The sequence below is a fragment of the Pseudomonas sp. Leaf59 genome (assembly GCF_920984685.1).
In the GTDB taxonomy this organism is placed as follows: domain Bacteria; phylum Pseudomonadota; class Gammaproteobacteria; order Pseudomonadales; family Pseudomonadaceae; genus Aquipseudomonas.
This window is the reverse complement of record NZ_CAKLBR010000022.1, coordinates 75,897-99,658: the sequence shown is the minus strand read 5'-3', so window position 1 is coordinate 99,658 and position 23,762 is coordinate 75,897. Positions and strand designations below refer to the sequence as shown.

The window sequence follows — 23,762 nt, the reverse complement described above, 5'->3', positions numbered from 1 at the left end:
GTGAAACGATGCATCGCCGATGGTAGTGTGGGGTTTCCCCATGTGAGAGTAGGTCATCGTCAAGATTAAATTCCGAAACCCCATTTGCGAAAGCAGATGGGGTTTTGTTTTGGGCGGTTGGAAAGTCTAATGATGCCTCTGCTGCCATTCTCAGTGCCAGTGTTCGGCCTTTCTATGCAATGACTCTGCGCATGGCTATCATGCGTGCCTCTTTGTGAGGCGATACTTGCATGCTGACGTTGTTGAAACTTCTAAAAGATGGTCGATTCCACTCGGGAGAATCGCTTGGCGCTGCTTTGGGGATTAGTCGCAGTGCTGTCTGGAAGCAGCTGCAGAATCTTGAGGCGGAGCTGAATTTACCCATCCATAAGGTCCGCGGCCGCGGATATCAGTTGGCCTCGCCGCTGGTGTTCCTGAATGCTGAAGAGATCGTGCTGAATACGGCTCCTCTGTCATGGGCAGTTCAGGTTTTCGATTCAATCGACTCTACCAACGCCGAGGCTCTTCGCCTTGTCAATGCGGGTATGGAACCCCCATTTATCGTGCTGTCGGAGCAGCAGACAGCGGGTAGAGGCAGGCGCGGCCGCAAGTGGGTGAGCCCATTTGCGCAGAACATCTATTACAGCCTCGTGTTGCGCATCGAAGGTGGGTTGCGGCAACTGGAGGGGTTGAGCCTGGTTGTCGGGTTAGCTGTAATGCATGCCTTGCGAGAATCTGGGGTGCAAGGTGCTGCCCTGAAATGGCCGAACGACGTTCTAGTCGGGCAGAAGAAAATTGCCGGTATCTTGCTGGAGTTGGTGGGCGATCCCGCTGACATCTGTCACGTTGTCTTGGGCATTGGTATCAATGTCAACATGCAGAAGGCCGACGATGTTGATCAGGAATGGACATCGGTGCAATTGCAGACGGGTGTTTCCATTAATCGTAATCACTTGGCCGCGCAACTGAGTCGTCATCTAAACAGCTACCTCGAGCGACACAGGGCCTCCGGCTTTTCGGAGCTTCAGGAGGAGTGGGAGCTGAATCACCTGTGGCAAGGTAAGGCGGTGTCTCTTATTGCCGGTATCAACCACATAGATGGTGTTGTTTTGGGAGTGGATCGTCAGGGTGCTTTGCGTCTGGATGTTGATGGTGTCGAAAAAATATACAGTGGCGGTGAGTTAAGCCTGAGGTTGCGTGATGATTCTTGAGCTCGACTGTGGGAATAGCTTTATCAAGTGGCGCGTGATCAGTTCGGGTAGCGCGAGTGCCTGTGCGGAGGGCATTGTAAGCTCAGATAGCGCACTGATTGACAGTCTGTTGGCCCTTCCGGGCCTGCTCCTTACGCGCTGCCGGCTTGTGAGCGTCCGCGCGTTAGAGGAAACCAACAAGTTGGTCGCGACGTTGGAGCAGGCATTTGGAGTTGTTGTGTGCTGTGTGGCTTCCTCCAGGGAGATGGCCGGGGTGCGCAATGGCTACGAAGATTACGAGCGTCTTGGGCTTGATCGCTGGCTGGCGGTGCTTGGCGGATATAGGCTGGCTACGGGCGCATGCCTTGTACTCGATTTCGGAACCGCCGCAACTGCAGATTTCGTTACGGCCGATGGCGAGCACTTGGGCGGATTCATTTGTCCTGGCATGCCGCTGATGCGCAACCAGTTACGCACCCATACCCGCAAGATACGTTACGACGATGCGGCGGCCGAAAAAGCCCTTGAATGTCTTCATCCTGGTCGAACAACCGTCGAGGCTGTCGAGCGCGGGTGTACTCTGATGCTCCGAGGGTTTGTGCTGACCCAGCTTGAGCTGGCCCGTCACTATTGGGGGGATGACTTTACGGTCTTCCTGACGGGTGGGGATGCGAATCTGGTAGCTGACGCGGTTCCACAAGCCCGGTTGGTTCCTGACCTTGTATTCGTCGGGTTGGCAATGGCATGCCCTTTATCTTGAGGTGATTATGCGTTGGCTGTTTTTGCTTTTGCTCGTTCTCAACATTTTTTATTACATATGGCATCAGCAAGAGGCGCCGCTGCGTGCCAAGGACGTCACTCCGCTGAGTTTGTATCGGGGCACCCAGCAGGACATTCGCCTTTTGAGCGAGTCGGCTGATGCTACGACGCGCGCGGATAGAGCAAAACTGCCAGAAGTGCAAAATACATGTATGTACATCGGTGGTTTCACTGACAAGCGTCAGGCACAGGCCCTTGAGCAGCGACTGATCAGTCTGGATATAAAGGTCAGGATTCAACTGCTAAGTACGACTGATGCTTCGGGTTACTGGCTTAGAATCGCCCCCGAAAGTCGGCGCCTGGCTAACGATCTACCCTTTGAAAACCTTGCTAAGGAATTCAACGAGTTAAAACATAAAATAATGCTGTGCGAAGGCATTGCAACTCGCGAATAGTTTGCATAGAATGGCGCCCGCTTCGCAGTGAAGAGCTTTTAAGAGCTTCAGTGTGAAACACGTCAACGCAGCTAACCTCATATTTTTAAATGAGAAAATGCTTGACAGAAGGCCGGCCTAATGTAAAATGCCGGCTCGCTTAGGAGGGGTTCCCGAGCGGCCAAAGGGATCAGACTGTAAATCTGACGTCTACGACTTCGAAGGTTCGAATCCTTCCCCCTCCACCATTTTTAGCGTGAGCTGCAAGCTCCGCGGGTATAGTTTAGTGGTAGAACCTCAGCCTTCCAAGCTGATGATGCGGGTTCGATTCCCGCTACCCGCTCCAGATTTGCAGGTTGTGCAAGGTGTTTTGCTCTTGTAGCTCAGTTGGTAGAGCACACCCTTGGTAAGGGTGAGGTCAGCGGTTCAAATCCGCTCAAGAGCTCCATATAACAAGGCAGATATGAAAATATCTGCCTTTGTTTTAACGGCTGCCTCGGCTTGGTTGTGTTGCTTCTGGCTTTAAAGGCTGGGTGGATTCAAGTCTCGTGGGGTTGGTTGTTGTAAAGTCTTTTTCAGGCCTGCATAATGGTCGGCCTGATTTTGTTTTAGGTCAGTAGCTCAATTGGCAGAGCGACGGTCTCCAAAACCGTAGGTTGGGGGTTCGATTCCCTCCTGACCTGCCAGATTCACGTAATGTGTCTGGCTTTCTTTTCACAGGATCTTCATAGATGACTCCTAAGGCTGAAGCTCAAAGCTCTCGTTTCGATCTGGTCAAGTGGCTTGTTGTTGTCGCTTTGGTGGTCGTAGGCGTTGTTGGCAATCAGTACTATTCTGCTTCGCCGATCCTGTACCGCGTACTCGCTTTGCTCGCCCTGGCTGCTGTAGCTGCATTTGTCGGTCTGCAGACCGCAAAGGGTAAGTCTTTCGCAGTATTGGTGAAGGAAGCTCGCACAGAAATTCGTAAAGTCGTTTGGCCGACTCGCCAAGAAACCACGCAGACCACATTGATTGTCGTGGCTGTTGTTCTGGTTATGGCGTTGCTGTTGTGGGGGCTTGATTCCCTGCTCGGTTGGCTTGTTTCCTTGATTGTTGGCTAAGGGTGTCCCGTGGCTAAGCGTTGGTACGTTGTGCATGCTTATTCGGGTTACGAGAAGCATGTGATGCGCTCTTTGCTGGAGCGCGTAAAGCTCGCAGGCATGGAAGATGGCTTTGGCGAAATTCTCGTTCCCACTGAAGAAGTGGTTGAAATGCGGAATGGTCAGAAGCGCAAGAGTGAGCGCAAGTTCTTCCCTGGCTACGTGCTGGTTCAGATGGACATGAATGAAGGTACTTGGCACTTGGTCAAGGACACTCCTCGTGTGATGGGCTTCATTGGCGGTACTGCTGATAAGCCTGCTCCGATCACCGACAAAGAGGCGGAAGCGATTCTGCGTCGTGTTGCTGATGGCAGCGACAAGCCAAAGCCGAAGACCTTGTTCGAACCGGGTGAGGTTGTTCGTGTCACAGATGGTCCGTTCGCTGATTTCAACGGTACTGTCGAAGAAGTTAACTACGAAAAGAGTCGTGTCCAGGTGGCAGTGCTCATTTTCGGTCGCTCCACTCCAGTGGAGTTGGAGTTCAGCCAGGTCGAAAAGGTCTAGCTGGCAAAGCATCCCAACCCCGCAGCCTTAGGCTGTGGGGTTTTGTCGTCACTGGGATAAACGCGCAAGTAACCGGGGAGCCTTTCGAGGCGTTCGAACCCGTAATTGGAGTGCCTCATGGCCAAGAAGATTACCGCTTACATCAAGCTGCAAGTGAAGGCCGCTCAGGCCAACCCTAGTCCACCCGTCGGCCCAGCTCTGGGTCAGCACGGCGTGAACATCATGGAATTCTGCAAGGCTTTCAACGCCCGTACTCAGGGTCTTGAGCCAGGTCTGCCGACTCCAGTGATCATTACTGTATACAGCGACCGTAGCTTCACTTTCGAAACCAAGTCGACCCCGGCTTCGGTTCTGTTGAAGAAAGCTGCTGGTCTGACTAGCGGTTCCGCTCGTCCTAACACCGTTAAGGTTGGCACTGTTACCCGTGCTCAGCTGGAAGAAATCGCGAAAACCAAAAACGCGGATTTGACTGCAGCTGATATGGATGCAGCCGTGCGTACCATCGCCGGTTCTGCTCGTAGCATGGGCCTTAACGTGGAGGGTGTGTAATGGCTAAGCTGACCAAGCGCCAAAAGGCTATCGCCGGCAAAATCGAAGCAGGCAAGGCCTACAACTTTGTAGACGCTGCTGCCCTGCTGACCGAGCTGTCGACTGTCAAGTTCAGCGAGTCGGTTGACGTTGCTGTAAACCTGGGTGTTGACCCGCGTAAATCCGACCAGGTCGTTCGTAGCGCTACTGTGCTGCCACACGGTACTGGCAAGACTGTACGTGTAGCTGTCTTCACCCAAGGCCCGGCAGCTGAAGCTGCTCTGGCCGCCGGCGCAGATCGCGTTGGCATGGACGACCTGGCTGCCGAAATGAAAGGCGGCGACCTGAACTACGACGTAGTTATTGCTTCCCCGGATGCAATGCGTGTTGTAGGTCAGTTGGGTCAGATCCTGGGTCCGCGCGGCCTGATGCCTAACCCTAAAGTCGGCACCGTAACTCCAGACGTAGCCACCGCTGTTAAAAACGCCAAGGCTGGTCAGGTTCGTTATCGCACCGACAAAAACGGCATCATTCACACCTCCGTTGGCAAAGTCGGCTTTGACGCCGTCAAGCTGAAGGAAAACGTTGAAGCGCTGATCGCTGATCTCAAGCGTATCAAGCCAGCTTCCTCGAAAGGCATCTACGTCAAGCGCGTCACCCTGAGCACCACTATGGGCCCAGGTCTGGTCATCGACCAAGGCTCGCTGGACGTATAAGACACAGGTTGGCGCAAGTGATTGCGCCAATTGAAAGATTGGGGTCCCTGCCTGGCGGGGGCTATCCAAGACCGTAGGCGACGCAAGTCTTAAACCAACAAGCCTACGCAGATGGTGCTCCCGGTTCCTTACCGAATCAGACACCAAAACGACATCCGGCTCCGGCCAGATGAAACGGTAACAAGCAGGAGTTAAACCCGTGGCAATTAATCTCGAAGACAAGAAGGCCATCGTCGCTGAAGTCAACGAGGCTGCCAAAGCTGCTCTGTCCGCTGTCGTGGCTGATGCCCGTGGTGTGACAGTAGGCGCTATGACCGGACTCCGTAAAGAGGCTCGTGAAGCTGGCGTATACGTACGTGTTGTACGTAACACCCTGCTCAAACGCGCCGTTGCTGACACTGAATACAGTGTTCTCAACGACGTGTTCACCGGCCCGACTCTGATCGCGTTCTCCAAGGACCATCCAGGCGCTGCTGCCCGTTTGTTCAAGGAATTCGCCAAGAGTCAGGATAAGTTCGAGATCAAGGCAGCTGCGTTCGAGGGCAAGTTCCTCGCAGCTAACCAAATCGACGTACTGGCAACACTGCCGACCCGCGACGAAGCCATTTCGCAGCTGATGAGCGTGATTCAAGGCGCTACCAGCAAGCTGGCTCGTACCCTGGCTGCAGTTCGCGAGCAAAAAGAAGCTGCCGCAGCCTAAGGCTGAGTCACTTCTCTCGCGTATTTTTGTTTATTTCGATGGCCGCGTAGGCCGTCCCCCAATTCAGGAAATACAGCAATGTCTATCTCCCAAGACGATATCCTCAACGCCGTAGCTGAAATGTCGGTTCTGCAGGTTGTTGAGCTGATCAAAGCTTTCGAAGAAAAATTCGGCGTTTCCGCTGCCGCTGCTTCCGCCGGTCCAGCTGCTGCTGCTGCCGTTGTTGAAGAGCAAACCGAATTCAACGTCATGCTGCTGGAAGCTGGCGAGAAGAAAGTAAACGTGATCAAGGCAGTACGTGAACTGACCGGTCTGGGCCTGAAAGAAGCCAAGGCTGTAGTTGACGGCGCTCCTGCCATGGTTCTGGAAGCAGTGACCAAAGATGCCGGCGACAAAGCCAAGGCAACTCTGGAAGAAGCAGGCGCTAAAGTCGAGCTGAAGTAAGCATCGACCTTGCGTCTCCAGCCCAAGCGTCAAGCTTAAGGCTGATGGCTGGTGGCTCTTGCCACCGGCCTTTTTCCGTTCTTGGCTGTCGACTCGGTCGCCGCCATTAACGCGCTGTAGCCACCCGAAGCGGTGGTGCAAACCATGGGGTTTGCAAGATTTTCTGGCTGCTCCCGTCGGAGGGGCCAAACAAGCAGGTGACCAAGCTGGGGAACGCTGATGGCTTACTCATATACTGAGAAAAAACGTATCCGCAAGGACTTTAGCAAGTTGCCGGACGTCATGGATGTCCCGTACCTTCTGGCTATCCAGCTGGATTCGTATCGTGAATTCTTGCAGGCGGGAGCGACCAAAGATCAGTTCCGCGACGTGGGCCTGCATGCGGCCTTCAAATCCGTTTTCCCGATCATCAGCTACTCCGGCAATGCTGCGCTGGAGTACGTCGGTTATCGCCTGGGCGAACCGGCATTTGATGTCAAAGAATGCGTGTTGCGTGGCGTAACGTACGCCGTACCTTTGCGGGTAAAAGTCCGTCTGATCATTTTCGACAAAGAGTCGTCGAACAAAGCGATCAAGGACATCAAAGAGCAAGAAGTCTACATGGGCGAAATCCCATTGATGACCGAGAACGGTACCTTCGTTATCAACGGTACCGAGCGCGTAATCGTTTCCCAGCTGCACCGTTCCCCGGGCGTGTTCTTTGACCACGACCGCGGTAAGACGCACAGCTCCGGCAAACTCCTGTACTCCGCGCGGATCATTCCGTACCGCGGTTCGTGGTTGGACTTCGAGTTCGACCCGAAAGACTGCGTGTTCGTGCGTATCGACCGTCGTCGCAAGCTGCCGGCCTCGGTACTGCTGCGCGCGCTCGGCTACACCACCGAACAGGTACTGGACGCTTTCTATACCACCAACGTATTCAGCCTGAAGGATGAAACCCTCAGCCTGGAACTGGTGCCTTCGCGCCTGCGTGGTGAGATTGCCGTTCTGGATATCCAGGACGAGAAGGGCAAGGTCATTGTTGAGGCTGGCCGTCGTATTACTGCGCGCCACATCAACCAGATCGAAAAAGCCGGTATTACCTCTCTGGACGTGCCTCTTGACTACGTCCTGGGTCGCACTACCGCCAAGGTTATTGTTCACCCGGCTACAGGCGAAATCCTGGCTGAGTGCAACACCGAGCTGAACACCGAGATCCTGGCAAAAATCGCCAAGGCCCAGGTTGTTCGCATCGAGACCCTGTACACCAACGACATCGACTGCGGTCCTTTCGTCTCCGACACCCTGAAGATCGACTCCACCAGCAACCAATTGGAAGCGCTGGTCGAGATCTATCGCATGATGCGTCCTGGCGAGCCACCTACCAAAGACGCTGCCGAGACCCTGTTCAACAACCTGTTCTTCAGTCCTGAGCGCTATGACCTGTCTGCGGTCGGCCGGATGAAGTTCAACCGTCGTATCGGGCGTACCGAGATCGAAGGTTCGGGCGTGTTGTGCAAGGAAGACATCGTTGCCGTATTGAAGACCCTGGTCGACATCCGTAACGGCAAAGGCATTGTCGATGACATCGACCACCTGGGTAACCGTCGTGTTCGCTGTGTCGGCGAAATGGCCGAAAACCAGTTCCGCGTTGGCCTGGTACGTGTTGAGCGTGCGGTCAAAGAGCGTCTGTCGATGGCCGAAAGCGAAGGCCTGATGCCGCAAGACCTGATCAACGCCAAGCCAGTGGCTGCAGCGGTGAAAGAGTTCTTCGGTTCCAGCCAGCTCTCGCAGTTCATGGACCAGAACAATCCGCTTTCCGAGATCACCCACAAACGCCGTGTTTCTGCACTGGGCCCGGGCGGTCTGACCCGTGAGCGTGCAGGCTTTGAAGTGCGTGACGTTCACCCGACGCACTACGGTCGTGTTTGCCCGATCGAAACGCCGGAAGGCCCGAACATCGGTCTGATCAACTCGCTGGCCGCTTATGCGCGCACCAACCAGTACGGCTTCCTCGAGAGCCCGTACCGTGTGGTGAAAGACGCTCTGGTCACCGACGAGATCGTGTTCCTGTCCGCCATCGAAGAAGCTGATCACGTGATCGCTCAGGCTTCGGCCACGATGAACGACAAGAAAGTCCTGACCGACGAGCTGGTAGCGGTTCGTCACTTGAACGAGTTCACCGTTAAGGCGCCGGAAGACGTCACCTTGATGGACGTTTCGCCCAAGCAGGTAGTTTCTGTTGCAGCGTCGCTGATCCCGTTCCTGGAACACGATGACGCCAACCGTGCGTTGATGGGTTCCAACATGCAGCGTCAGGCTGTACCGACTCTGCGTGCTGACAAGCCGCTGGTAGGTACCGGCATGGAGCGTAACGTAGCGCGTGACTCCGGCGTTTGCGTCGTGGCTCGTCGTGGCGGCGTGATCGACTCTGTTGATGCCAGCCGTATCGTGGTTCGTGTTGCCGATGACGAAGTTGAAACTGGCGAAGCCGGTGTCGACATCTACAACCTGACCAAATACACCCGCTCGAACCAGAACACCTGCATCAACCAGCGTCCGCTGGTGCGCAAAGGTGATCGCGTTCAGCGCAGCGACATCATGGCCGACGGCCCGTCCACCGACATGGGTGAACTGGCACTGGGTCAGAACATGCGCATCGCGTTCATGGCATGGAACGGCTTCAACTTCGAAGACTCCATCTGCCTGTCCGAGCGTGTTGTTCAGGAAGACCGCTTCACCACGATCCACATTCAGGAACTGACCTGTGTGGCGCGTGACACCAAGCTTGGCCCAGAGGAAATCACTGCAGACATCCCGAACGTGGGTGAAGCTGCACTGAATAAACTGGACGAAGCCGGTATCGTTTACGTAGGTGCTGAAGTTGGCGCAGGCGACATTCTGGTGGGTAAGGTCACTCCGAAAGGCGAGACCCAACTGACACCTGAAGAGAAGCTGTTGCGTGCCATTTTCGGTGAAAAAGCCAGCGACGTTAAAGACACTTCCCTGCGTGTACCTACCGGTACCAAGGGCACCGTCATCGACGTACAGGTCTTCACCCGTGACGGCGTTGAGCGTGATGCTCGTGCACTGTCCATCGAGAAGACTCAACTCGACGAGATCCGCAAGGATCTGAACGAAGAGTTCCGTATCGTTGAAGGCGCGACTTTCGAACGTCTGCGTTCCGCTCTGGTAGGCCACAAGGCCGAAGGCGGCGCAGGTCTGAAGAAAGGTCAGGACATCACCGACGAAGTACTCGACGGTCTTGAGCACGGCCAGTGGTTCAAACTGCGCATGGCTGAAGATGCTCTGAACGAGCAGCTCGAGAAGGCCCAGGCCTACATCGTTGATCGTCGTCGTCTGCTGGACGACAAGTTCGAAGACAAGAAGCGCAAACTGCAGCAGGGCGATGACCTGGCTCCAGGCGTGCTGAAAATCGTCAAGGTTTACCTGGCAATCCGTCGCCGCATCCAGCCGGGCGACAAGATGGCTGGTCGTCACGGTAACAAGGGTGTGGTCTCCGTGATCATGCCGGTTGAAGACATGCCGCACGATGCCAATGGCACCCCGGTCGACGTCGTCCTCAACCCGTTGGGCGTACCTTCGCGTATGAACGTTGGTCAGATCCTTGAAACCCACCTGGGCCTCGCGGCCAAAGGTCTGGGCGAGAAGATCAACCGTATGATCGAAGAGCAGCGCAAGGTCGCAGACCTGCGCAAGTTCCTGCATGAGATCTACAACGAGATCGGCGGTCGCAACGAAGAGCTGGACACCTTCTCCGACCAGGAAATCCTGGATCTGGCGAAGAACCTGCGCGGCGGCGTTCCAATGGCTACCCCGGTGTTCGACGGTGCCAAGGAAAGCGAAATCAAGGCCATGCTGAAACTGGCTGACCTGCCGGAAAGCGGCCAGATGCAGCTATTCGACGGCCGTACCGGCAACAAGTTTGAGCGCCCGGTTACTGTTGGCTACATGTACATGCTGAAGCTGAACCACTTGGTAGACGATAAGATGCACGCTCGTTCTACCGGTTCTTACAGCCTGGTTACCCAGCAGCCGCTGGGTGGTAAGGCTCAGTTCGGTGGTCAGCGTTTCGGGGAGATGGAGGTCTGGGCACTGGAAGCATACGGTGCCGCATACACTCTGCAAGAAATGCTCACAGTGAAGTCGGACGATGTGAACGGTCGTACCAAGATGTACAAAAACATCGTGGACGGCGATCACCGTATGGAGCCGGGCATGCCCGAGTCTTTCAACGTGTTGATCAAAGAAATTCGTTCCCTCGGCATCGATATCGATCTGGAAACCGAATAACACGTGACGCGAATCGAGAGCGTGGCAGCGATGCCCGCTCTCTGCTCCGCCAGGAGGAAAGGCCTTGAAAGACCTACTGAATTTGCTGAAAAACCAGGGTCAAGTCGAAGAGTTCGACGCCATCCGTATTGGATTGGCATCGCCTGAGATGATCCGTTCGTGGTCGTTCGGTGAAGTTAAAAAGCCGGAAACCATTAACTACCGTACGTTCAAACCTGAGCGTGACGGCCTGTTCTGCGCCAAGATCTTTGGCCCGGTAAAGGATTACGAGTGCCTGTGCGGTAAGTACAAGCGCTTGAAGCACCGTGGTGTGATCTGCGAGAAGTGCGGCGTTGAAGTTGCACTGGCCAAGGTTCGTCGTGAGCGCATGGCGCACATCGAGCTGGCTTCGCCGGTTGCCCACATCTGGTTCCTGAAATCGCTGCCGTCCCGTATCGGCTTGCTGATGGACATGACCCTGCGTGATATCGAACGCGTTCTCTACTTCGAGAGCTATGTCGTTATCGATCCAGGCATGACCACCCTTGAAAAGGGTCAGCTGCTGAACGACGAGCAGTACTTCGAAGCGCTGGAAGAATTCGGTGACGATTTCGATGCCCGCATGGGTGCCGAAGCTGTCCGTGAACTGCTGCACGCTATCGACCTGGAACACGAGATTGGCCGTCTGCGTGAAGAGATTCCGCAAACCAACTCCGAAACCAAGATCAAGAAACTGTCCAAGCGTCTGAAGTTGATGGAAGCCTTCCAGGGTTCCGGCAACCTGCCAGAGTGGATGGTGCTGACCGTTCTGCCGGTTCTGCCGCCAGACCTGCGTCCGCTGGTACCGTTGGATGGCGGTCGCTTCGCGACTTCCGACCTCAACGACCTGTACCGTCGCGTGATCAACCGTAACAACCGCTTGAAGCGCCTGCTTGATCTGTCCGCTCCGGACATCATCGTGCGCAACGAAAAGCGTATGTTGCAGGAAGCTGTCGATGCCTTGCTCGACAACGGTCGTCGTGGCCGCGCTATCACCGGTTCGAACAAGCGTCCTTTGAAATCCCTGGCTGACATGATCAAGGGTAAGCAAGGTCGTTTCCGTCAGAACTTGCTCGGTAAGCGTGTTGACTACTCCGGTCGTTCGGTAATTACCGTAGGCCCGACCCTGCGTCTGCACCAGTGCGGTCTGCCCAAAAAGATGGCACTTGAGCTGTTCAAGCCATTCATCTTCGGCAAGCTGGAAATGCGCGGTCTTGCGACCACCATCAAAGCGGCCAAGAAAATGGTCGAGCGTGAACTGCCAGAGGTTTGGGACGTTCTCGCTGAAGTGATCCGCGAACACCCGGTTCTCCTCAACCGTGCACCGACCCTTCACCGTCTGGGTATCCAGGCGTTTGAACCGGTACTGATCGAAGGTAAGGCTATCCAGCTGCACCCTCTGGTCTGTGCTGCGTACAACGCCGACTTCGACGGCGACCAAATGGCCGTGCACGTACCGCTGACACTGGAAGCTCAGTTGGAAGCGCGTGCGTTGATGATGTCGACCAACAACATTCTGTCGCCAGCCAACGGTGAGCCAATCATCGTTCCGTCGCAGGACGTTGTATTGGGTCTGTATTACATGACCCGTGAAGCGATCAACGCCAAGGGCGAAGGTCGTGTCTTCGCGGACCTGCAGGAAGTTGACCGTGTGTTCCGTGCCGGCGAAGCCGCACTGCACGCCAAGGTCAAAGTGCGGATCCACGAAACCGTCAACGACCGTGACGGCGGCAGTGTGAGCAACGTGCGTATCGTCGACACCACTGTTGGCCGTGCGCTGTTGTATCAGGTTGTGCCAAAAGGTCTGTCGTACGACGTCGTCAACCTGCCGATGAAGAAAAAGGCGATCTCCAAGCTGATCAACCAGTGCTACCGCGTGGTTGGTCTGAAAGAGACCGTGATCTTCGCTGACCAGTTGATGTACACAGGTTTTGCTTATTCGACCATCTCCGGCGTTTCCATCGGTGTTAACGACTTCGTTATCCCGGATGAAAAAGCCCGCATCATCAGTGCCGCCACCGATGAAGTGAAAGAGATCGAAAGCCAGTACGCCTCCGGCCTGGTAACCCAGGGCGAGAAGTACAACAAGGTGATCGACCTTTGGTCCAAGGCCAACGACGAAGTGTCCAAGGCAATGATGGCCAACCTCTCGAAAGAGAGAGTCATCGACCGCCATGGCGACGAAGTTGACCAGGAGTCCTTCAACTCCATGTACATGATGGCCGACTCGGGCGCACGGGGTTCTGCTGCGCAGATCCGTCAGCTCGCCGGTATGCGTGGCCTGATGGCCAAGCCGGACGGCTCCATCATTGAAACGCCGATTACTGCGAACTTCCGTGAAGGTTTGAGCGTACTTCAGTACTTCATCTCCACTCACGGTGCTCGTAAAGGTTTGGCGGATACCGCGTTGAAGACGGCTAACTCCGGTTACCTGACTCGTCGTCTGGTAGACGTTGCACAGGATCTGGTTGTTACCGAGATCGACTGCGGCACCGAACACGGCTTGCTGATGACGCCGCACATTGAAGGCGGCGACGTTGTTGAGCCGCTGGGTGAGCGCGTACTGGGTCGAGTCATTGCCCGTGACGTGTTCAAGCCGGGTACCGAGGAAGTTATCGTTCCTGCTGGCACCCTGGTTGACGAGAAGTGGGTCGAGTTCATCGAGCTCAACAGCATCGACGAAGTGATCGTTCGCTCGCCGATCAGCTGCGAAACCCGCTATGGCATTTGCGCCAAGTGCTACGGCCGTGATTTGGCTCGTGGTCACCAGGTGAACATCGGTGAAGCGGTCGGCGTTATCGCTGCCCAGTCCATCGGTGAGCCGGGTACCCAGCTGACCATGCGTACGTTCCACATCGGTGGTGCGGCAAGCCGGACCTCCGCAGCCGACAGCGTTCAGGTGAAGAATGGCGGTACTGTCCGTCTGCACAACCTGAAACACGTTGAACGAGTGGATGGCCACCTGGTTGCTGTGTCCCGTTCCGGTGAGCTGGCAATCGCTGATGACTACGGTCGTGAGCGTGAGCGTTACAAGCTGCCGTACGGTGCTGTGATTTCGGTTAAAGAAGGTGACAAGGTCGACGCTGGCGCAATCGTGGCCAAGTGGGATCCGCACACTCACCCAATCGTTACCGAAATGAAAGGTACCGTGACCTACGTGGGCATGGAAGAAGGCATCACGATCAAGCGTCAGACCGACGAATTGACCGGTATGACCAACATTGAAGTACTCGATGCGAAAGATCGTCCAGCTGCCGGTAAAGACATCCGTCCTGCCGTGAAGATGGTCGACGACAACGGTAAGGACTTGTTGCTGCCAGGCACTGACGTAATCGCTCAGTACTTCCTGCCAGCCAACGCCCTGGTCGGTGTGGCGGATGGTGCGAAGATCGCGATCGGTGATGTTATCGCGCGTATCCCGCAGGAAACTTCGAAGACCCGCGACATCACCGGTGGTCTGCCGCGTGTTGCCGACTTGTTCGAAGCGCGTCGTCCGAAGGAAGCGTCGATTCTGGCTGAAGTCAGCGGCACCATCGCGTTCGGTAAAGAGACCAAGGGCAAACGCCGTCTGGTCATTACCCCGAACGACGGTACCGATCCGTACGAAGAGCTGATTCCGAAGTGGCGTCACCTGAACGTCTTCGAAGGCGAACAGGTAAACCGCGGCGAAGTTATCTCCGACGGCCCGAGCGATCCACACGACATCCTGCGTCTGCTGGGTGTGAGTGCGCTGGCCAAGTACATCGTCAACGAGATCCAGGACGTTTACCGCCTGCAGGGCGTGAAGATCAACGACAAGCACATCGAGACCATCCTGCGTCAGATGCTGCGTAAAGTTGAAATCGCTGAATCCGGCGATTCCAGTTTCATCAAGGGCGACCAGATGGAACTGACTCACGTACTGGTAGAGAACGAGCGTCTGGGCGCGGATGACAAGTTTGTCTCCAAGTTCACTCGCGTGCTGCTGGGTATCACCAAGGCGTCGTTGTCCACTGAATCGTTCATCTCGGCGGCCTCCTTCCAGGAGACCACTCGCGTACTGACCGAAGCAGCGGTAACCGGCAAGCGCGATTACCTGCGTGGCCTGAAAGAAAACGTGGTCGTGGGTCGTCTGATCCCGGCTGGTACCGGTTTGGCTTACCACAGCGAGCGCAAGCGCCGCCGTGATGCTGACAAGCCGCTGCGCGTAAGCGCCAGTGAAGTGGAAGCTGCACTGACCGAAGCGCTGAACTCAAGCGGTAACTGAGTTCTGCGATAGATGAGACTGGGCCCTGGCAGCCCCATTCGTCGGATCGAGGCATTTATGCCCCGATTCGACGGGCGGGGAGGTCGGGGCCTTGCCTTGACTGGGGGCAAGATCCTCTTTAGACTCTTGTACCCCTAAATTTGGCGGGAATTCGTTCCTGCCATTTTGCTTTTCTTGCAAGACAATAGCGTCGCAAGACAACAGTGGAGCTAGTAGATGGCAACTATCAACCAGCTGGTACGTCAGCCGCGTAAGCGTATCGTCGAGAAATCCGACGTGCCTGCGCTGCAGAACTGCCCGCAACGTCGTGGCGTATGCACCCGTGTGTATACCACCACGCCGAAAAAACCTAACTCGGCACTGCGTAAAGTATGCCGTGTGCGCCTGACCAACGGTTTCGAGGTTTCCTCGTACATCGGCGGTGAAGGTCACAACCTGCAAGAGCACAGCGTGGTACTGATCCGCGGCGGTCGTGTAAAAGACTTGCCAGGTGTTCGTTACCACACCGTACGCGGCTCCCTGGATACTTCCGGCGTTAAAGGCCGTAACCAGGGTCGTTCGAAGTACGGTACCAAGAAGCCTAAGTAGTAGTCGCTTCTTGTAAAACTGAATCATCTTATTTTCTGAGTCGATAAGAGTAAGGTCGGAGGCGCCCCGAAAGGGCACTGATTCCGAACGAACCTGAAGACCGTTTGAGGGCTTATCCATGCCAAGAAGACGCGTAGCAGCCAAGCGCGAAGTGCTTGACGATCCAAAATACGGAAGCCAAATTCTGGCCAAGTTCATGAACCACGTAATGGAAAGCGGTAAAAAAGCCGTTGCCGAGCGTATCGTTTATGGCGCGCTGGAAAAGGTTAAAGAACGCAAGAACAGCGATCCCCTGGAAATCTTCGAGAAAGCTCTCGACGCCATCGCTCCGCTGGTCGAAGTGAAGTCGCGCCGTGTAGGCGGTGCTACTTACCAGGTTCCGGTCGAAGTTCGTCCGTCCCGTCGTAACGCCCTGGCAATGCGCTGGTTGGTAGACTTCGCCCGCAAGCGCGGCGAGAAGTCTATGGCTCTGCGTTTGGCCGGCGAGCTGTTGGACGCTGCTGAAGGTAAAGGTGCTGCTGTTAAGAAGCGTGAAGACGTGCACCGTATGGCTGAAGCCAACAAAGCTTTCTCGCACTACCGCTTCTAATCTTAGCTTCACTAATTTTGCGAGGGCTTTATGGCTCGTACTACACCGATTAGCCGTTACCGTAACATCGGTATCGTCGCTCACGTGGATGCTGGTAAAACCACCACCACCGAGCGCGTGCTGTTTTACACCGGCAAAAGTCACAAAATGGGCGAGGTGCATGACGGCGCCGCGACCACAGACTGGATGGTTCAGGAGCAGGAGCGTGGTATTACCATTACTTCTGCTGCTATTACCGCCTTCTGGAAAGGTTCCGAGAAGCAGTACAAAGATGAGCACCGCTTCAACGTAATCGATACCCCGGGCCACGTAGACTTCACCATTGAAGTTGAGCGTTCCCTGCGTGTACTCGACGGCGCTGTTGTTGTGTTCTGCGGTACCTCGGGTGTTGAGCCGCAGTCGGAAACCGTATGGCGTCAAGCCAACAAATACGGCGTTCCACGTCTTGTTTATGTAAACAAGATGGACCGTGCTGGTGCCAACTTCCTGCGCGTGATCGGTCAGATCAAGCAGCGTCTGGGTCACACTCCGGTGCCAATCCAGTTGGCTATCGGTTCCGAAGACAACTTCCAGGGCCAGATCGATCTGCTGACCATGGAAGCTGTTTACTGGAACGATGCTGACAAGGGTATGGTTCCTGTTCGTAAGCCTATCCCTGCTGATATGCAGGAGCTGGCTGACGAGTGGCGCAACAACATGGTTGAGGCTGCTGCCGAAGCCAATGAAGAGCTGATGAACAAGTACCTCGAAGGTGAAGAGCTCACCAACGTGGAAATCAAGGCCGCTCTGCGTCAGCGTACTATCGCTGGCGAAATCGTCCTGGCTGTTTGCGGTTCTTCGTTCAAGAACAAGGGCGTTCCCCTGGTTCTCGATGCTGTGATCGACTATCTGCCGGCCCCGGTTGATATTCCAGCCATCAAGGGTACCGACCCGGATGACGAGACTATCGAGCTGGAGCGTCATGCAGACGACGCAGAACCGTTCTCCGCTCTGGCATTTAAAATTGCCACTGACCCATTCGTGGGTACCTTGACCTTCGTCCGTGTTTACTCGGGCGTGTTGAACTCCGGCGACGGCGTGATCAACTCGGTTAAAGGCAAGAAAGAGCGCGTGGGTCGTATGGTGCAAATGCACGCAAACGCCCGTGAAGAGATCAAGGAAGTACGCGCTGGTGACATCGCGGCCCTGATCGGCATGAAGGACGTCACCACTGGTGAAACCTTGTGCAACGCTGATAAGCCAATCATCCTCGTTCGCATGGACTTCCCGGAGCCGGTTATTTCGGTTGCCGTAGAGCCCAAGACCAAGGATGACCAGGAAAAAATGGGTATCGCTCTGGGCAAGCTTGCTCAGGAAGATCCATCTTTCCGCGTCAAGACTGATGAAGAGACTGGTCAAACGATCATCTCCGGCATGGGCGAGCTTCACCTGGACATCCTGGTTGACCGGATGCGCCGTGAATTCAACGTCGAAGCCAACATCGGTAAGCCTCAGGTTTCCTATCGTGAGCGCATCACGAAGAACTGTGAAATCGAAGGCAAGTTCGTTCGTCAGTCCGGCGGTCGTGGTCAGTTCGGTCACTGCTGGATCCGTTTTGCTCCTGCTGACGAAGGTCAGGAAGGTCTGCAATTCGTGAACGAAGTAGTGGGTGGTGTGGTTCCTAAGGAATACATCCCTGCTATCCAGAAGGGTATCGAAGAGCAGATGAAGAACGGTGTTGTTGCCGGCTATCCGCTGATCGGCCTGAAAGCAACCGTTTTTGACGGTTCTTACCACGACGTCGACTCCAACGAGATGGCGTTCAAGGTGGCTGCTTCCATGGCAACCAAGCAACTGGCCCAGAAGGGCGGTGGTGAGTTGCTTGAGCCAATCATGGCGGTAGAAGTTGTTACACCTGAAGACTATATGGGTGATGTCATGGGCGACCTTAACCGTCGTCGCGGCATGATCTTGGGTATGGAAGACACGGTTTCCGGCAAAGTGATTCGCGCCGAGGTTCCGTTGGGTGAGATGTTCGGTTATGCGACCGACGTTCGCTCCATGTCCCAGGGTCGCGCAAGCTACTCTATGGAATTCAAAAAATACAACACAGCTCCGGCGCACATCGCTGAAACTGTATCCAAAAAACAAGGCTGATTCAGTCCTTTAGGCAAGGAGTTAATTGTCGTGGCTAAAGAAAAATTTGATCGTTCCCTACCGCACGTCAACGTTGGCACTATCGGTCACGTTGACCACGGTAAAACCACTCTGACCGCAGCTCTGACTCGCGTCTGCTCCGAAGTTTTCGGTTCCGCAGTCGTTGATTTCGATAAAATCGACAGCGCTCCAGAAGAAAAAGCTCGTGGTATCACCATCAACACCGCGCACGTAGAGTACAACTCTTCGATTCGTCACTACGCTCACGTTGACTGCCCAGGTCACGCTGACTATGTGAAGAACATGATCACCGGTGCTGCCCAGATGGACGGCGCAATCCTGGTTTGCTCGGCCGCTGATGGTCCGATGCCACAAACCCGTGAGCACATCCTGCTGTCCCGTCAGGTAGGCGTTCCGTACATCGTGGTTTTCCTGAACAAGGCTGACCTGGTAGACGACGCTGAGCTGCTGGAACTGGTTGAGATGGAAGTGCGCGATCTGCTGAGCACTTACGACTTCCCAGGCGACGACACTCCGATCATCATCGGTTCCGCTCGTATGGCTCTGGAAGGCAAAGACGACAACGAAATGGGCACTACCGCTGTTAAGAAGCTGGTAGAGACTCTGGACAGCTACATCCCAGAACCAGTTCGTCTGACCGACAAGCCGTTCCTGATGCCAATCGAAGACGTATTCTCGATCTCCGGTCGCGGTACTGTTGTGACTGGTCGTATCGAGCGCGGTATCGTTCGCGTTCAGGATGCACTGGAAATCGTTGGTCTGCGTGACACCACCAACACCGTCTGCACAGGTGTTGAAATGTTCCGCAAGCTGCTCGACGAAGGTCGTGCTGGCGAGAACTGCGGCGTTCTGCTGCGTGGTACCAAGCGTGACGACGTTGAGCGTGGCCAGGTTCTGGTTAAGCCAGGTTCGGTCAAGCCGCACACCAAGTTCACCGCAGAAGTTTATGTTCTGAGCAAGGAAGAAGGCGGTCGTCACACTCCGTTCTTCAAAGGCTACCGTCCACAGTTCTACTTCCGTACTACTGACGTGACTGGTAACTGCCAGCTGCCAGAAGGCGTTGAAATGGTAATGCCAGGCGATAACATCCAAATGGAAGTTACCCTGATCAAGACCATCGCAATGGAAGACGGTCTGCGCTTCGCGATTCGTGAAGGCGGCCGTACTGTTGGTGCTGGTGTTGTAGCTAAAATCATCGAGTAAGCATCTCTTCTGAGATAGCTTCGGATGTTTGAGAAGGCCCCCGCTCAGCGGGGGCCTTTTTTATTGAGTTGACACCTATCTGGAGCGTCTATAGAATTGCGCCTCCTTTTAACGGGCGTATTGCGCTCGCTGGGAAAAGCAGCCGGAGTCTGAAATCCAATGCAAAATCAGAAAATTCGTATCAGGTTGAAGGCTTTCGACCATCGCCTGATCGACCAATCCACCCAGGAAATCGTGGAAACCGCGAAACGTACTGGGGCTCAGGTGCGTGGTCCTATCCCACTGCCTACTCGTAAAGAGCGGTTCACCGTTCTGGTCTCTCCGCACGTCAACAAAGACGCGCGCGACCAGTACGAGATCCGTACTCATAAGCGCGTACTGGACATCGTCCAGCCAACGGATAAAACCGTTGATGCACTTATGAAGCTAGATCTGGCAGCCGGTGTGGAAGTACAGATCAGCCTCGGCTAAGACTTGGGTCTTAGTCGTGTAACGCTCTGAAATGGGCGGCCATAGCGGGTGAAAGCCCCGTACACTCATGAGGTTTACAACATGACTATTGGTGTAGTCGGTCGTAAATGCGGTATGACCCGTATTTTCACCGAAGAAGGTGTCTCCATTCCGGTCACGGTCATTGAGATCGAGCCGAATCGCGTCACCCAGTTCAAAACTGAAGAAACCGATGGCTATCGTGCAGTGCAAGTCACTGTCGGCGAGCGTCGCGCTTCGCGTGTGACTGCTGCTCAAGCAGGTCACTTCGCTAAAGCAAACGTTGCAGCTGGTCGTACTGTCATGGAGTTCCGTCTTGAAGACGGCGACTACCAGGCTGGCGATCTGATCAACGCTGAAATCTTCGCCGCTGGTCAACTGGTTGATGTAACCGGTCAGTCCAAGGGTAAAGGCTTCCAGGGTACGATCAAGCGTTGGAATTTCCGTGGTCAAGACAACACTCACGGTAACTCCGTTTCCCACCGCGTCCCGGGCTCTATTGGCCAGTGCCAGACTCCTGGTCGTGTATTCAAGGGCAAAAAAATGTCCGGTCATATGGGCGCTGAGCGCGTGACCGTGCAGTCCCTCGAAGTAGTGCGCGTCGACGCTGAACGCAATCTGTTGTTGGTCAAGGGTGCTGTTCCTGGCGCTACTGGCGGCAACCTGGTTGTACGTCCAGCGGCCAAGGCTCGCGGTTAAGGGGAAGCTGACATGCAATTAAATGTAAATGACGCTCAAGCGATCGAAGTTTCCGAACTGACATTTGGCGGCGAATTCAACGAGACGCTGGTTCACCAAGCAGTCGTGGCCTACATGGCCGGCGGCCGTCAAGGTAGCAAGCAGCAAAAGACCCGTTCCGACGTACGTGGTGGCGGTAAGCGCCCTTGGCGTCAGAAAGGCACTGGCCGTGCTCGTGCCGGTACTATCCGTAGCCCAATCTGGCGTGGCGGTGGTACCACTTTCGCAGCACGTCCACAGGATCACTCTCAGAAGCTCAACAAGAAGATGTACCGCGCAGCTCTGCGCTCCATCCTTGCTGAACTCGTGCGTACTGATCGTCTGGTCGTGGTTCAGGACTTCGTTGTTGAAAGTCCAAAAACCAAAGATCTGCTGGGCAAACTGAACAACATGAGCCTGACCGACGTTTTGATCGTGTCTGAAGCTGTTGATCAGAACCTGTACCTGGCTGCTCGCAACCTGCCACACGTTGATGTACGTGACGTGCAAGGTTCCGATCCAGTTAGTCTGATCGCATACGACAAGGTGTTGATCACCGTGTCGGCCGTGAAGAAATTCGAGGAGCTGCTGGGATGAACCAGGAACGCGTATTTAAAGTTCTGCTTGGCCCGCACGTTTCCGAAAAGGCTACGGTTCTGGCTGACAAGAAAGGCCAGTTCGTTTTCAAGGTTGCAACTGACGCAACCAAGCTGGAAATCAAGAAGGCCGTCGAAAGCCTGTTCAGCGTGAAAGTAGAGCGTGTTACTACCCTGAATGTTCTGGGTAAGAGCAAGCGCACTGCTCGCGGTCTGGGCAAGCGTAATGACTGGAAGAAGGCAGTTATCTCCCTTCAGCCAGGCCAAGATCTCGATTTCAGCAGCAGTGCTGAGTAAGGAAGGGGTGCATCATGGCAATCGTTAAATGCAAACCGACTTCCCCTGGCCGCCGTTTCGTGGTCAAGGTGGTCAACCAGGAGCTGCATAAAGGCGCTCCTCACGCACCGCTGCTCGAGAAGAAATCGAAGACTGGTGGTCGTAACAACAATGGTCGCATTACCACTCGTCACATCGGTGGTGGCCATAAGCAGCATTATCGTATGGTCGATTTCCGTCGCAACGACAAAGATGGCATCTCTGCCACTGTCGAGCGCATTGAATACGATCCAAACCGTACTGCTCACATCGCTCTGCTGTTGTACGCAGATGGCGAGCGTCGCTACATCATCGCGCCTAAAGGCGTGAGTGCTGGCGACCAGCTGATCGCAGGTGCCCTGGCACCGATCAAGCCGGGCAACGCTCTGCAACTGCGTAACATTCCAGTTGGTAGCACCGTACACGGCATCGAATTGAAGCCAGGTAAAGGCGCGCAAATCGCTCGTTCCGCTGGTGCTTCGGCTCAGCTGATCGCTCGTGAAGGTGTCTACGTGACCCTGCGTCTGCGTTCTGGTGAGATGCGTAAAGTATTGGCTGAATGCCGTGCGACCCTGGGCGAAGTCTCGAACTCCGAGCACAGCCTGCGTTCGTTGGGTAAAGCCGGTGCCAAACGCTGGCGTGGCGTTCGCCCAACCGTTCGTGGTGTTGCCATGAACCCGGTTGACCACCCACACGGTGGTGGTGAAGGTCGTACCTCTGGTGGTCGTCATCCGGTATCGCCATGGGGCTTCCCGACTAAGGGCGCGAAGACTCGTGGTAATAAGCGTACCGACAAAATGATCGTCCGTCGTCGCAAGTAAATAGAGGGATACGACAGTGCCACGTTCTCTGAAAAAAGGTCCTTTTATTGATCTTCACCTACTGAAGAAGATCGAAGTGGCGGCGGAAAAGAATGATCGCAAGCCGGTGAAAACCTGGTCGCGTCGTTCGATGATCCTGCCACAAATGGTCGGTCTGACCATCGCTGTACACAACGGTCGCTTGCACGTCCCAGTTCTCGTGAACGAAGACATGGTCGGCCACAAACTAGGCGAGTTTGCCGGTACCCGCACTTATCGTGGGCACGTGGCAGACAAGAAAGCCAAGCGTTAAGGGGTTAGGAAATGGAAGTAGCCGCTAAGTTGTCGGGCGCTCGAATCTCCGCCCAGAAAGCCCGCTTGGTCGCCGACCAGATCCGCGGGAAGAAGGTGGGCGAAGCGCTCAACCTGTTGGCTTTCAGCAGTAAGAAAGCCGCCGAGATCATGAAGAAAGTGCTGGAGTCGGCCGTAGCCAACGCCGAGCATAACGAAGGCGCAGACGTTGATGACCTGAAGGTCAGCACCGTTTTCGTCAACGAAGGGCGTTCGCTGAAGCGAATCATGCCACGTGCCAAAGGCCGTGCTGATCGCATCGTCAAGCGGTCTTGCCATATCACTGTCAAGGTTGCTGACAAGTAACGGAGTCGAAGAGATGGGTCAGAAAGTACATCCCATTGGCATTCGCCTGGGAATCGTCAAGGAACACACCTCCGTCTGGTATGCAGACGGCCGGACTTATGCGGACTATTTGTTCGCTGATCTGAAGGTGCGTGAGTATCTCCAAGACAAACTAAAAAGCGCGTCCGTAAGCCGTATCGATATCCATCGCCCGGCGCAAACCGCACGTATCACCATCCACACCGCTCGTCCAGGTATCGTTATCGGGAAGAAAGGTGAAGATGTTGAGAAACTGCGTCAGGACCTGACCAAGCAAATGGGTGTGCCTGTGCACATCAATATCGAAGAGATCCGCAAGCCGGAGCTCGACGGTATGCTGGTTGCGCAGAGCGTAGCTCAGCAGCTGGAGCGTCGTGTAATGTTCCGTCGCGCTATGAAGCGCGCTGTACAGAACGCCATGCGCATTGGTGCCAAAGGCATCAAAATCCAAGTGAGCGGTCGTCTCGGCGGTGCTGAAATCGCACGTACTGAATGGTATCGCGAAGGTCGTGTGCCACTGCACACCCTGCGTGCCGACATCGACTATGCCAACTACGAAGCTCACACCACTTACGGTGTGATCGGTGTAAAGGTTTGGATCTTCAAAGGCGAAGTAATTGGTGGTCGCCAAGAAGAACTGAAACCACAAGCACCAGCGCCTCGTAAAAAAGCTGCTAAGTAAG

General features: G+C 55.0%; 23 protein-coding genes and 4 tRNA genes. All 27 read left to right on the top strand.

Annotation, left to right across the window (positions count from 1 at the left end; all coding sequences use genetic code 11):
• Positions 1 to 230: 230 nt before the first annotated feature.
• A complete protein-coding gene (gene birA, locus LUB09_RS20595; RefSeq protein ID WP_231423556.1) occupies positions 231 to 1,190 on the top strand; it encodes a bifunctional biotin--[acetyl-CoA-carboxylase] ligase/biotin operon repressor BirA in 960 nt (319 codons plus the stop codon).
• A complete protein-coding gene (locus LUB09_RS20590; protein WP_231423555.1) occupies positions 1,180 to 1,929 on the top strand; it encodes a pantothenate kinase in 750 nt (249 codons plus the stop codon). Before birA ends, LUB09_RS20590 begins: the two co-directional genes overlap by 11 nt.
• 7 nt (positions 1,930 to 1,936) lie before the next feature.
• Positions 1,937 to 2,383, top strand: a complete 447-nt coding sequence (locus LUB09_RS20585; RefSeq protein WP_209985413.1) for a hypothetical protein — start codon at positions 1,937 to 1,939, stop codon at positions 2,381 to 2,383.
• Positions 2,384 to 2,525: 142 nt separating this feature from the next.
• Positions 2,526 to 2,610: transfer RNA gene (locus tag LUB09_RS20580), tRNA-Tyr, on the top strand.
• Positions 2,611 to 2,634: 24 nt separating this feature from the next.
• A tRNA-Gly gene (locus LUB09_RS20575) sits at positions 2,635 to 2,708 on the top strand.
• A gap of 26 nt (positions 2,709 to 2,734) precedes the next feature.
• Positions 2,735 to 2,810, top strand: a tRNA-Thr gene (locus tag LUB09_RS20570).
• Between the two features lie 162 nt (positions 2,811 to 2,972).
• Positions 2,973 to 3,048 (top strand) — tRNA-Trp (locus LUB09_RS20565).
• 45 nt (positions 3,049 to 3,093) lie between these two features.
• Positions 3,094 to 3,462 (top strand): preprotein translocase subunit SecE, encoded by a 369-nt coding sequence (gene secE / locus LUB09_RS20560; protein WP_003232399.1) that lies wholly within the window; start codon positions 3,094 to 3,096, stop codon positions 3,460 to 3,462.
• Between the two features lie 9 nt (positions 3,463 to 3,471).
• Positions 3,472 to 4,005, top strand: a complete 534-nt coding sequence (gene nusG / locus LUB09_RS20555; protein ID WP_003232401.1) for a transcription termination/antitermination protein NusG — start codon at positions 3,472 to 3,474, stop codon at positions 4,003 to 4,005.
• Positions 4,006 to 4,122: 117 nt separating this feature from the next.
• A complete protein-coding gene (gene rplK / locus LUB09_RS20550) occupies positions 4,123 to 4,554 on the top strand; it encodes a 50S ribosomal protein L11 (protein WP_003176435.1) in 432 nt (143 codons plus the stop codon).
• Positions 4,554 to 5,249 (top strand): 50S ribosomal protein L1, encoded by a 696-nt coding sequence (rplA, locus tag LUB09_RS20545; protein WP_003232403.1) that lies wholly within the window; start codon positions 4,554 to 4,556, stop codon positions 5,247 to 5,249. The genes rplK and rplA overlap by 1 nt, the downstream gene beginning before the upstream one ends.
• Before the next feature lie 199 nt (positions 5,250 to 5,448).
• Positions 5,449 to 5,949: a 50S ribosomal protein L10 gene (gene rplJ / locus LUB09_RS20540; RefSeq protein WP_003232405.1), complete on the top strand. Its 501-nt coding sequence runs from the start codon at positions 5,449 to 5,451 to the stop codon at positions 5,947 to 5,949.
• 78 nt (positions 5,950 to 6,027) lie between these two features.
• Complete coding sequence (gene rplL / locus LUB09_RS20535; RefSeq protein ID WP_053138313.1) at positions 6,028 to 6,393, top strand: 50S ribosomal protein L7/L12; 366 nt, start codon at positions 6,028 to 6,030, stop codon at positions 6,391 to 6,393.
• A gap of 219 nt (positions 6,394 to 6,612) precedes the next feature.
• Positions 6,613 to 10,686, top strand: coding sequence for a DNA-directed RNA polymerase subunit beta (rpoB, locus tag LUB09_RS20530; RefSeq protein ID WP_057010369.1), 4,074 nt, complete (start codon positions 6,613 to 6,615; stop codon positions 10,684 to 10,686).
• Between the two features lie 64 nt (positions 10,687 to 10,750).
• Positions 10,751 to 14,950, top strand: a complete 4,200-nt coding sequence (rpoC, locus tag LUB09_RS20525; protein WP_231423553.1) for a DNA-directed RNA polymerase subunit beta' — start codon at positions 10,751 to 10,753, stop codon at positions 14,948 to 14,950.
• Positions 14,951 to 15,166: 216 nt separating this feature from the next.
• On the top strand, positions 15,167 to 15,538 hold the full coding sequence (rpsL, locus tag LUB09_RS20520; protein WP_002555494.1) for a 30S ribosomal protein S12: 372 nt from the start codon (positions 15,167 to 15,169) through the stop codon (positions 15,536 to 15,538).
• Between the two features lie 118 nt (positions 15,539 to 15,656).
• A complete protein-coding gene (gene rpsG / locus LUB09_RS20515; protein WP_002555493.1) occupies positions 15,657 to 16,127 on the top strand; it encodes a 30S ribosomal protein S7 in 471 nt (156 codons plus the stop codon).
• 30 nt (positions 16,128 to 16,157) lie between these two features.
• Entirely contained in the window at positions 16,158 to 18,263 is a 2,106-nt protein-coding gene (gene fusA, locus LUB09_RS20510; RefSeq protein ID WP_003232412.1) for an elongation factor G, read from the top strand.
• Positions 18,264 to 18,293: 30 nt separating this feature from the next.
• Positions 18,294 to 19,487 (top strand): elongation factor Tu, encoded by a 1,194-nt coding sequence (gene tuf, locus LUB09_RS20505; protein ID WP_057010371.1) that lies wholly within the window; start codon positions 18,294 to 18,296, stop codon positions 19,485 to 19,487.
• A 159-nt stretch (positions 19,488 to 19,646) separates the two neighbouring features.
• On the top strand, positions 19,647 to 19,958 hold the full coding sequence (rpsJ, locus tag LUB09_RS20500) for a 30S ribosomal protein S10 (RefSeq protein ID WP_003232414.1): 312 nt from the start codon (positions 19,647 to 19,649) through the stop codon (positions 19,956 to 19,958).
• Between the two features lie 81 nt (positions 19,959 to 20,039).
• Positions 20,040 to 20,675: a 50S ribosomal protein L3 gene (gene rplC / locus LUB09_RS20495; RefSeq protein ID WP_003194649.1), complete on the top strand. Its 636-nt coding sequence runs from the start codon at positions 20,040 to 20,042 to the stop codon at positions 20,673 to 20,675.
• Between the two features lie 12 nt (positions 20,676 to 20,687).
• Complete coding sequence (rplD, locus tag LUB09_RS20490; RefSeq protein WP_209985407.1) at positions 20,688 to 21,290, top strand: 50S ribosomal protein L4; 603 nt, start codon at positions 20,688 to 20,690, stop codon at positions 21,288 to 21,290.
• A complete protein-coding gene (gene rplW / locus LUB09_RS20485) occupies positions 21,287 to 21,586 on the top strand; it encodes a 50S ribosomal protein L23 (protein ID WP_002555488.1) in 300 nt (99 codons plus the stop codon). Before rplD ends, rplW begins: the two co-directional genes overlap by 4 nt.
• Before the next feature lie 14 nt (positions 21,587 to 21,600).
• The gene (gene rplB / locus LUB09_RS20480) at positions 21,601 to 22,425 is read left to right on the top strand and encodes a 50S ribosomal protein L2 (RefSeq protein WP_057010373.1); all 825 of its coding nucleotides are present in this window, start codon (positions 21,601 to 21,603) and stop codon (positions 22,423 to 22,425) included.
• A gap of 16 nt (positions 22,426 to 22,441) precedes the next feature.
• Entirely contained in the window at positions 22,442 to 22,717 is a 276-nt protein-coding gene (gene rpsS / locus LUB09_RS20475) for a 30S ribosomal protein S19 (RefSeq protein ID WP_003232420.1), read from the top strand.
• Positions 22,718 to 22,728: 11 nt separating this feature from the next.
• Complete coding sequence (rplV, locus tag LUB09_RS20470; RefSeq protein WP_003103908.1) at positions 22,729 to 23,061, top strand: 50S ribosomal protein L22; 333 nt, start codon at positions 22,729 to 22,731, stop codon at positions 23,059 to 23,061.
• Between the two features lie 13 nt (positions 23,062 to 23,074).
• Positions 23,075 to 23,761 (top strand): 30S ribosomal protein S3, encoded by a 687-nt coding sequence (rpsC, locus tag LUB09_RS20465; RefSeq protein WP_003176422.1) that lies wholly within the window; start codon positions 23,075 to 23,077, stop codon positions 23,759 to 23,761.
• Position 23,762: the final 1 nt, after the last annotated feature.

Coding starts and splice junctions, on each gene's coding strand:
- rplA (WP_003232403.1), top strand. CDS start 4,554: ATGGCTAAGCTGACCAAGCGCCAAAAGGCTATCGCCGGCAAAATCGAA.
- fusA (WP_003232412.1), top strand. CDS start 16,158: ATGGCTCGTACTACACCGATTAGCCGTTACCGTAACATCGGTATCGTC.
- rpoB (WP_057010369.1), top strand. CDS start 6,613: ATGGCTTACTCATATACTGAGAAAAAACGTATCCGCAAGGACTTTAGC.
- rplD (WP_209985407.1), top strand. CDS start 20,688: ATGCAATTAAATGTAAATGACGCTCAAGCGATCGAAGTTTCCGAACTG.
- rplW (WP_002555488.1), top strand. CDS start 21,287: ATGAACCAGGAACGCGTATTTAAAGTTCTGCTTGGCCCGCACGTTTCC.
- rpsJ (WP_003232414.1), top strand. CDS start 19,647: ATGCAAAATCAGAAAATTCGTATCAGGTTGAAGGCTTTCGACCATCGC.
- secE (WP_003232399.1), top strand. CDS start 3,094: ATGACTCCTAAGGCTGAAGCTCAAAGCTCTCGTTTCGATCTGGTCAAG.
- birA (WP_231423556.1), top strand. CDS start 231: ATGCTGACGTTGTTGAAACTTCTAAAAGATGGTCGATTCCACTCGGGA.
- rplB (WP_057010373.1), top strand. CDS start 21,601: ATGGCAATCGTTAAATGCAAACCGACTTCCCCTGGCCGCCGTTTCGTG.
- rpsC (WP_003176422.1), top strand. CDS start 23,075: ATGGGTCAGAAAGTACATCCCATTGGCATTCGCCTGGGAATCGTCAAG.
- rpsG (WP_002555493.1), top strand. CDS start 15,657: ATGCCAAGAAGACGCGTAGCAGCCAAGCGCGAAGTGCTTGACGATCCA.
- LUB09_RS20585 (WP_209985413.1), top strand. CDS start 1,937: ATGCGTTGGCTGTTTTTGCTTTTGCTCGTTCTCAACATTTTTTATTAC.
- rplK (WP_003176435.1), top strand. CDS start 4,123: ATGGCCAAGAAGATTACCGCTTACATCAAGCTGCAAGTGAAGGCCGCT.
- rplV (WP_003103908.1), top strand. CDS start 22,729: ATGGAAGTAGCCGCTAAGTTGTCGGGCGCTCGAATCTCCGCCCAGAAA.
- rplC (WP_003194649.1), top strand. CDS start 20,040: ATGACTATTGGTGTAGTCGGTCGTAAATGCGGTATGACCCGTATTTTC.
- rpsL (WP_002555494.1), top strand. CDS start 15,167: ATGGCAACTATCAACCAGCTGGTACGTCAGCCGCGTAAGCGTATCGTC.
- LUB09_RS20590 (WP_231423555.1), top strand. CDS start 1,180: ATGATTCTTGAGCTCGACTGTGGGAATAGCTTTATCAAGTGGCGCGTG.
- rplL (WP_053138313.1), top strand. CDS start 6,028: ATGTCTATCTCCCAAGACGATATCCTCAACGCCGTAGCTGAAATGTCG.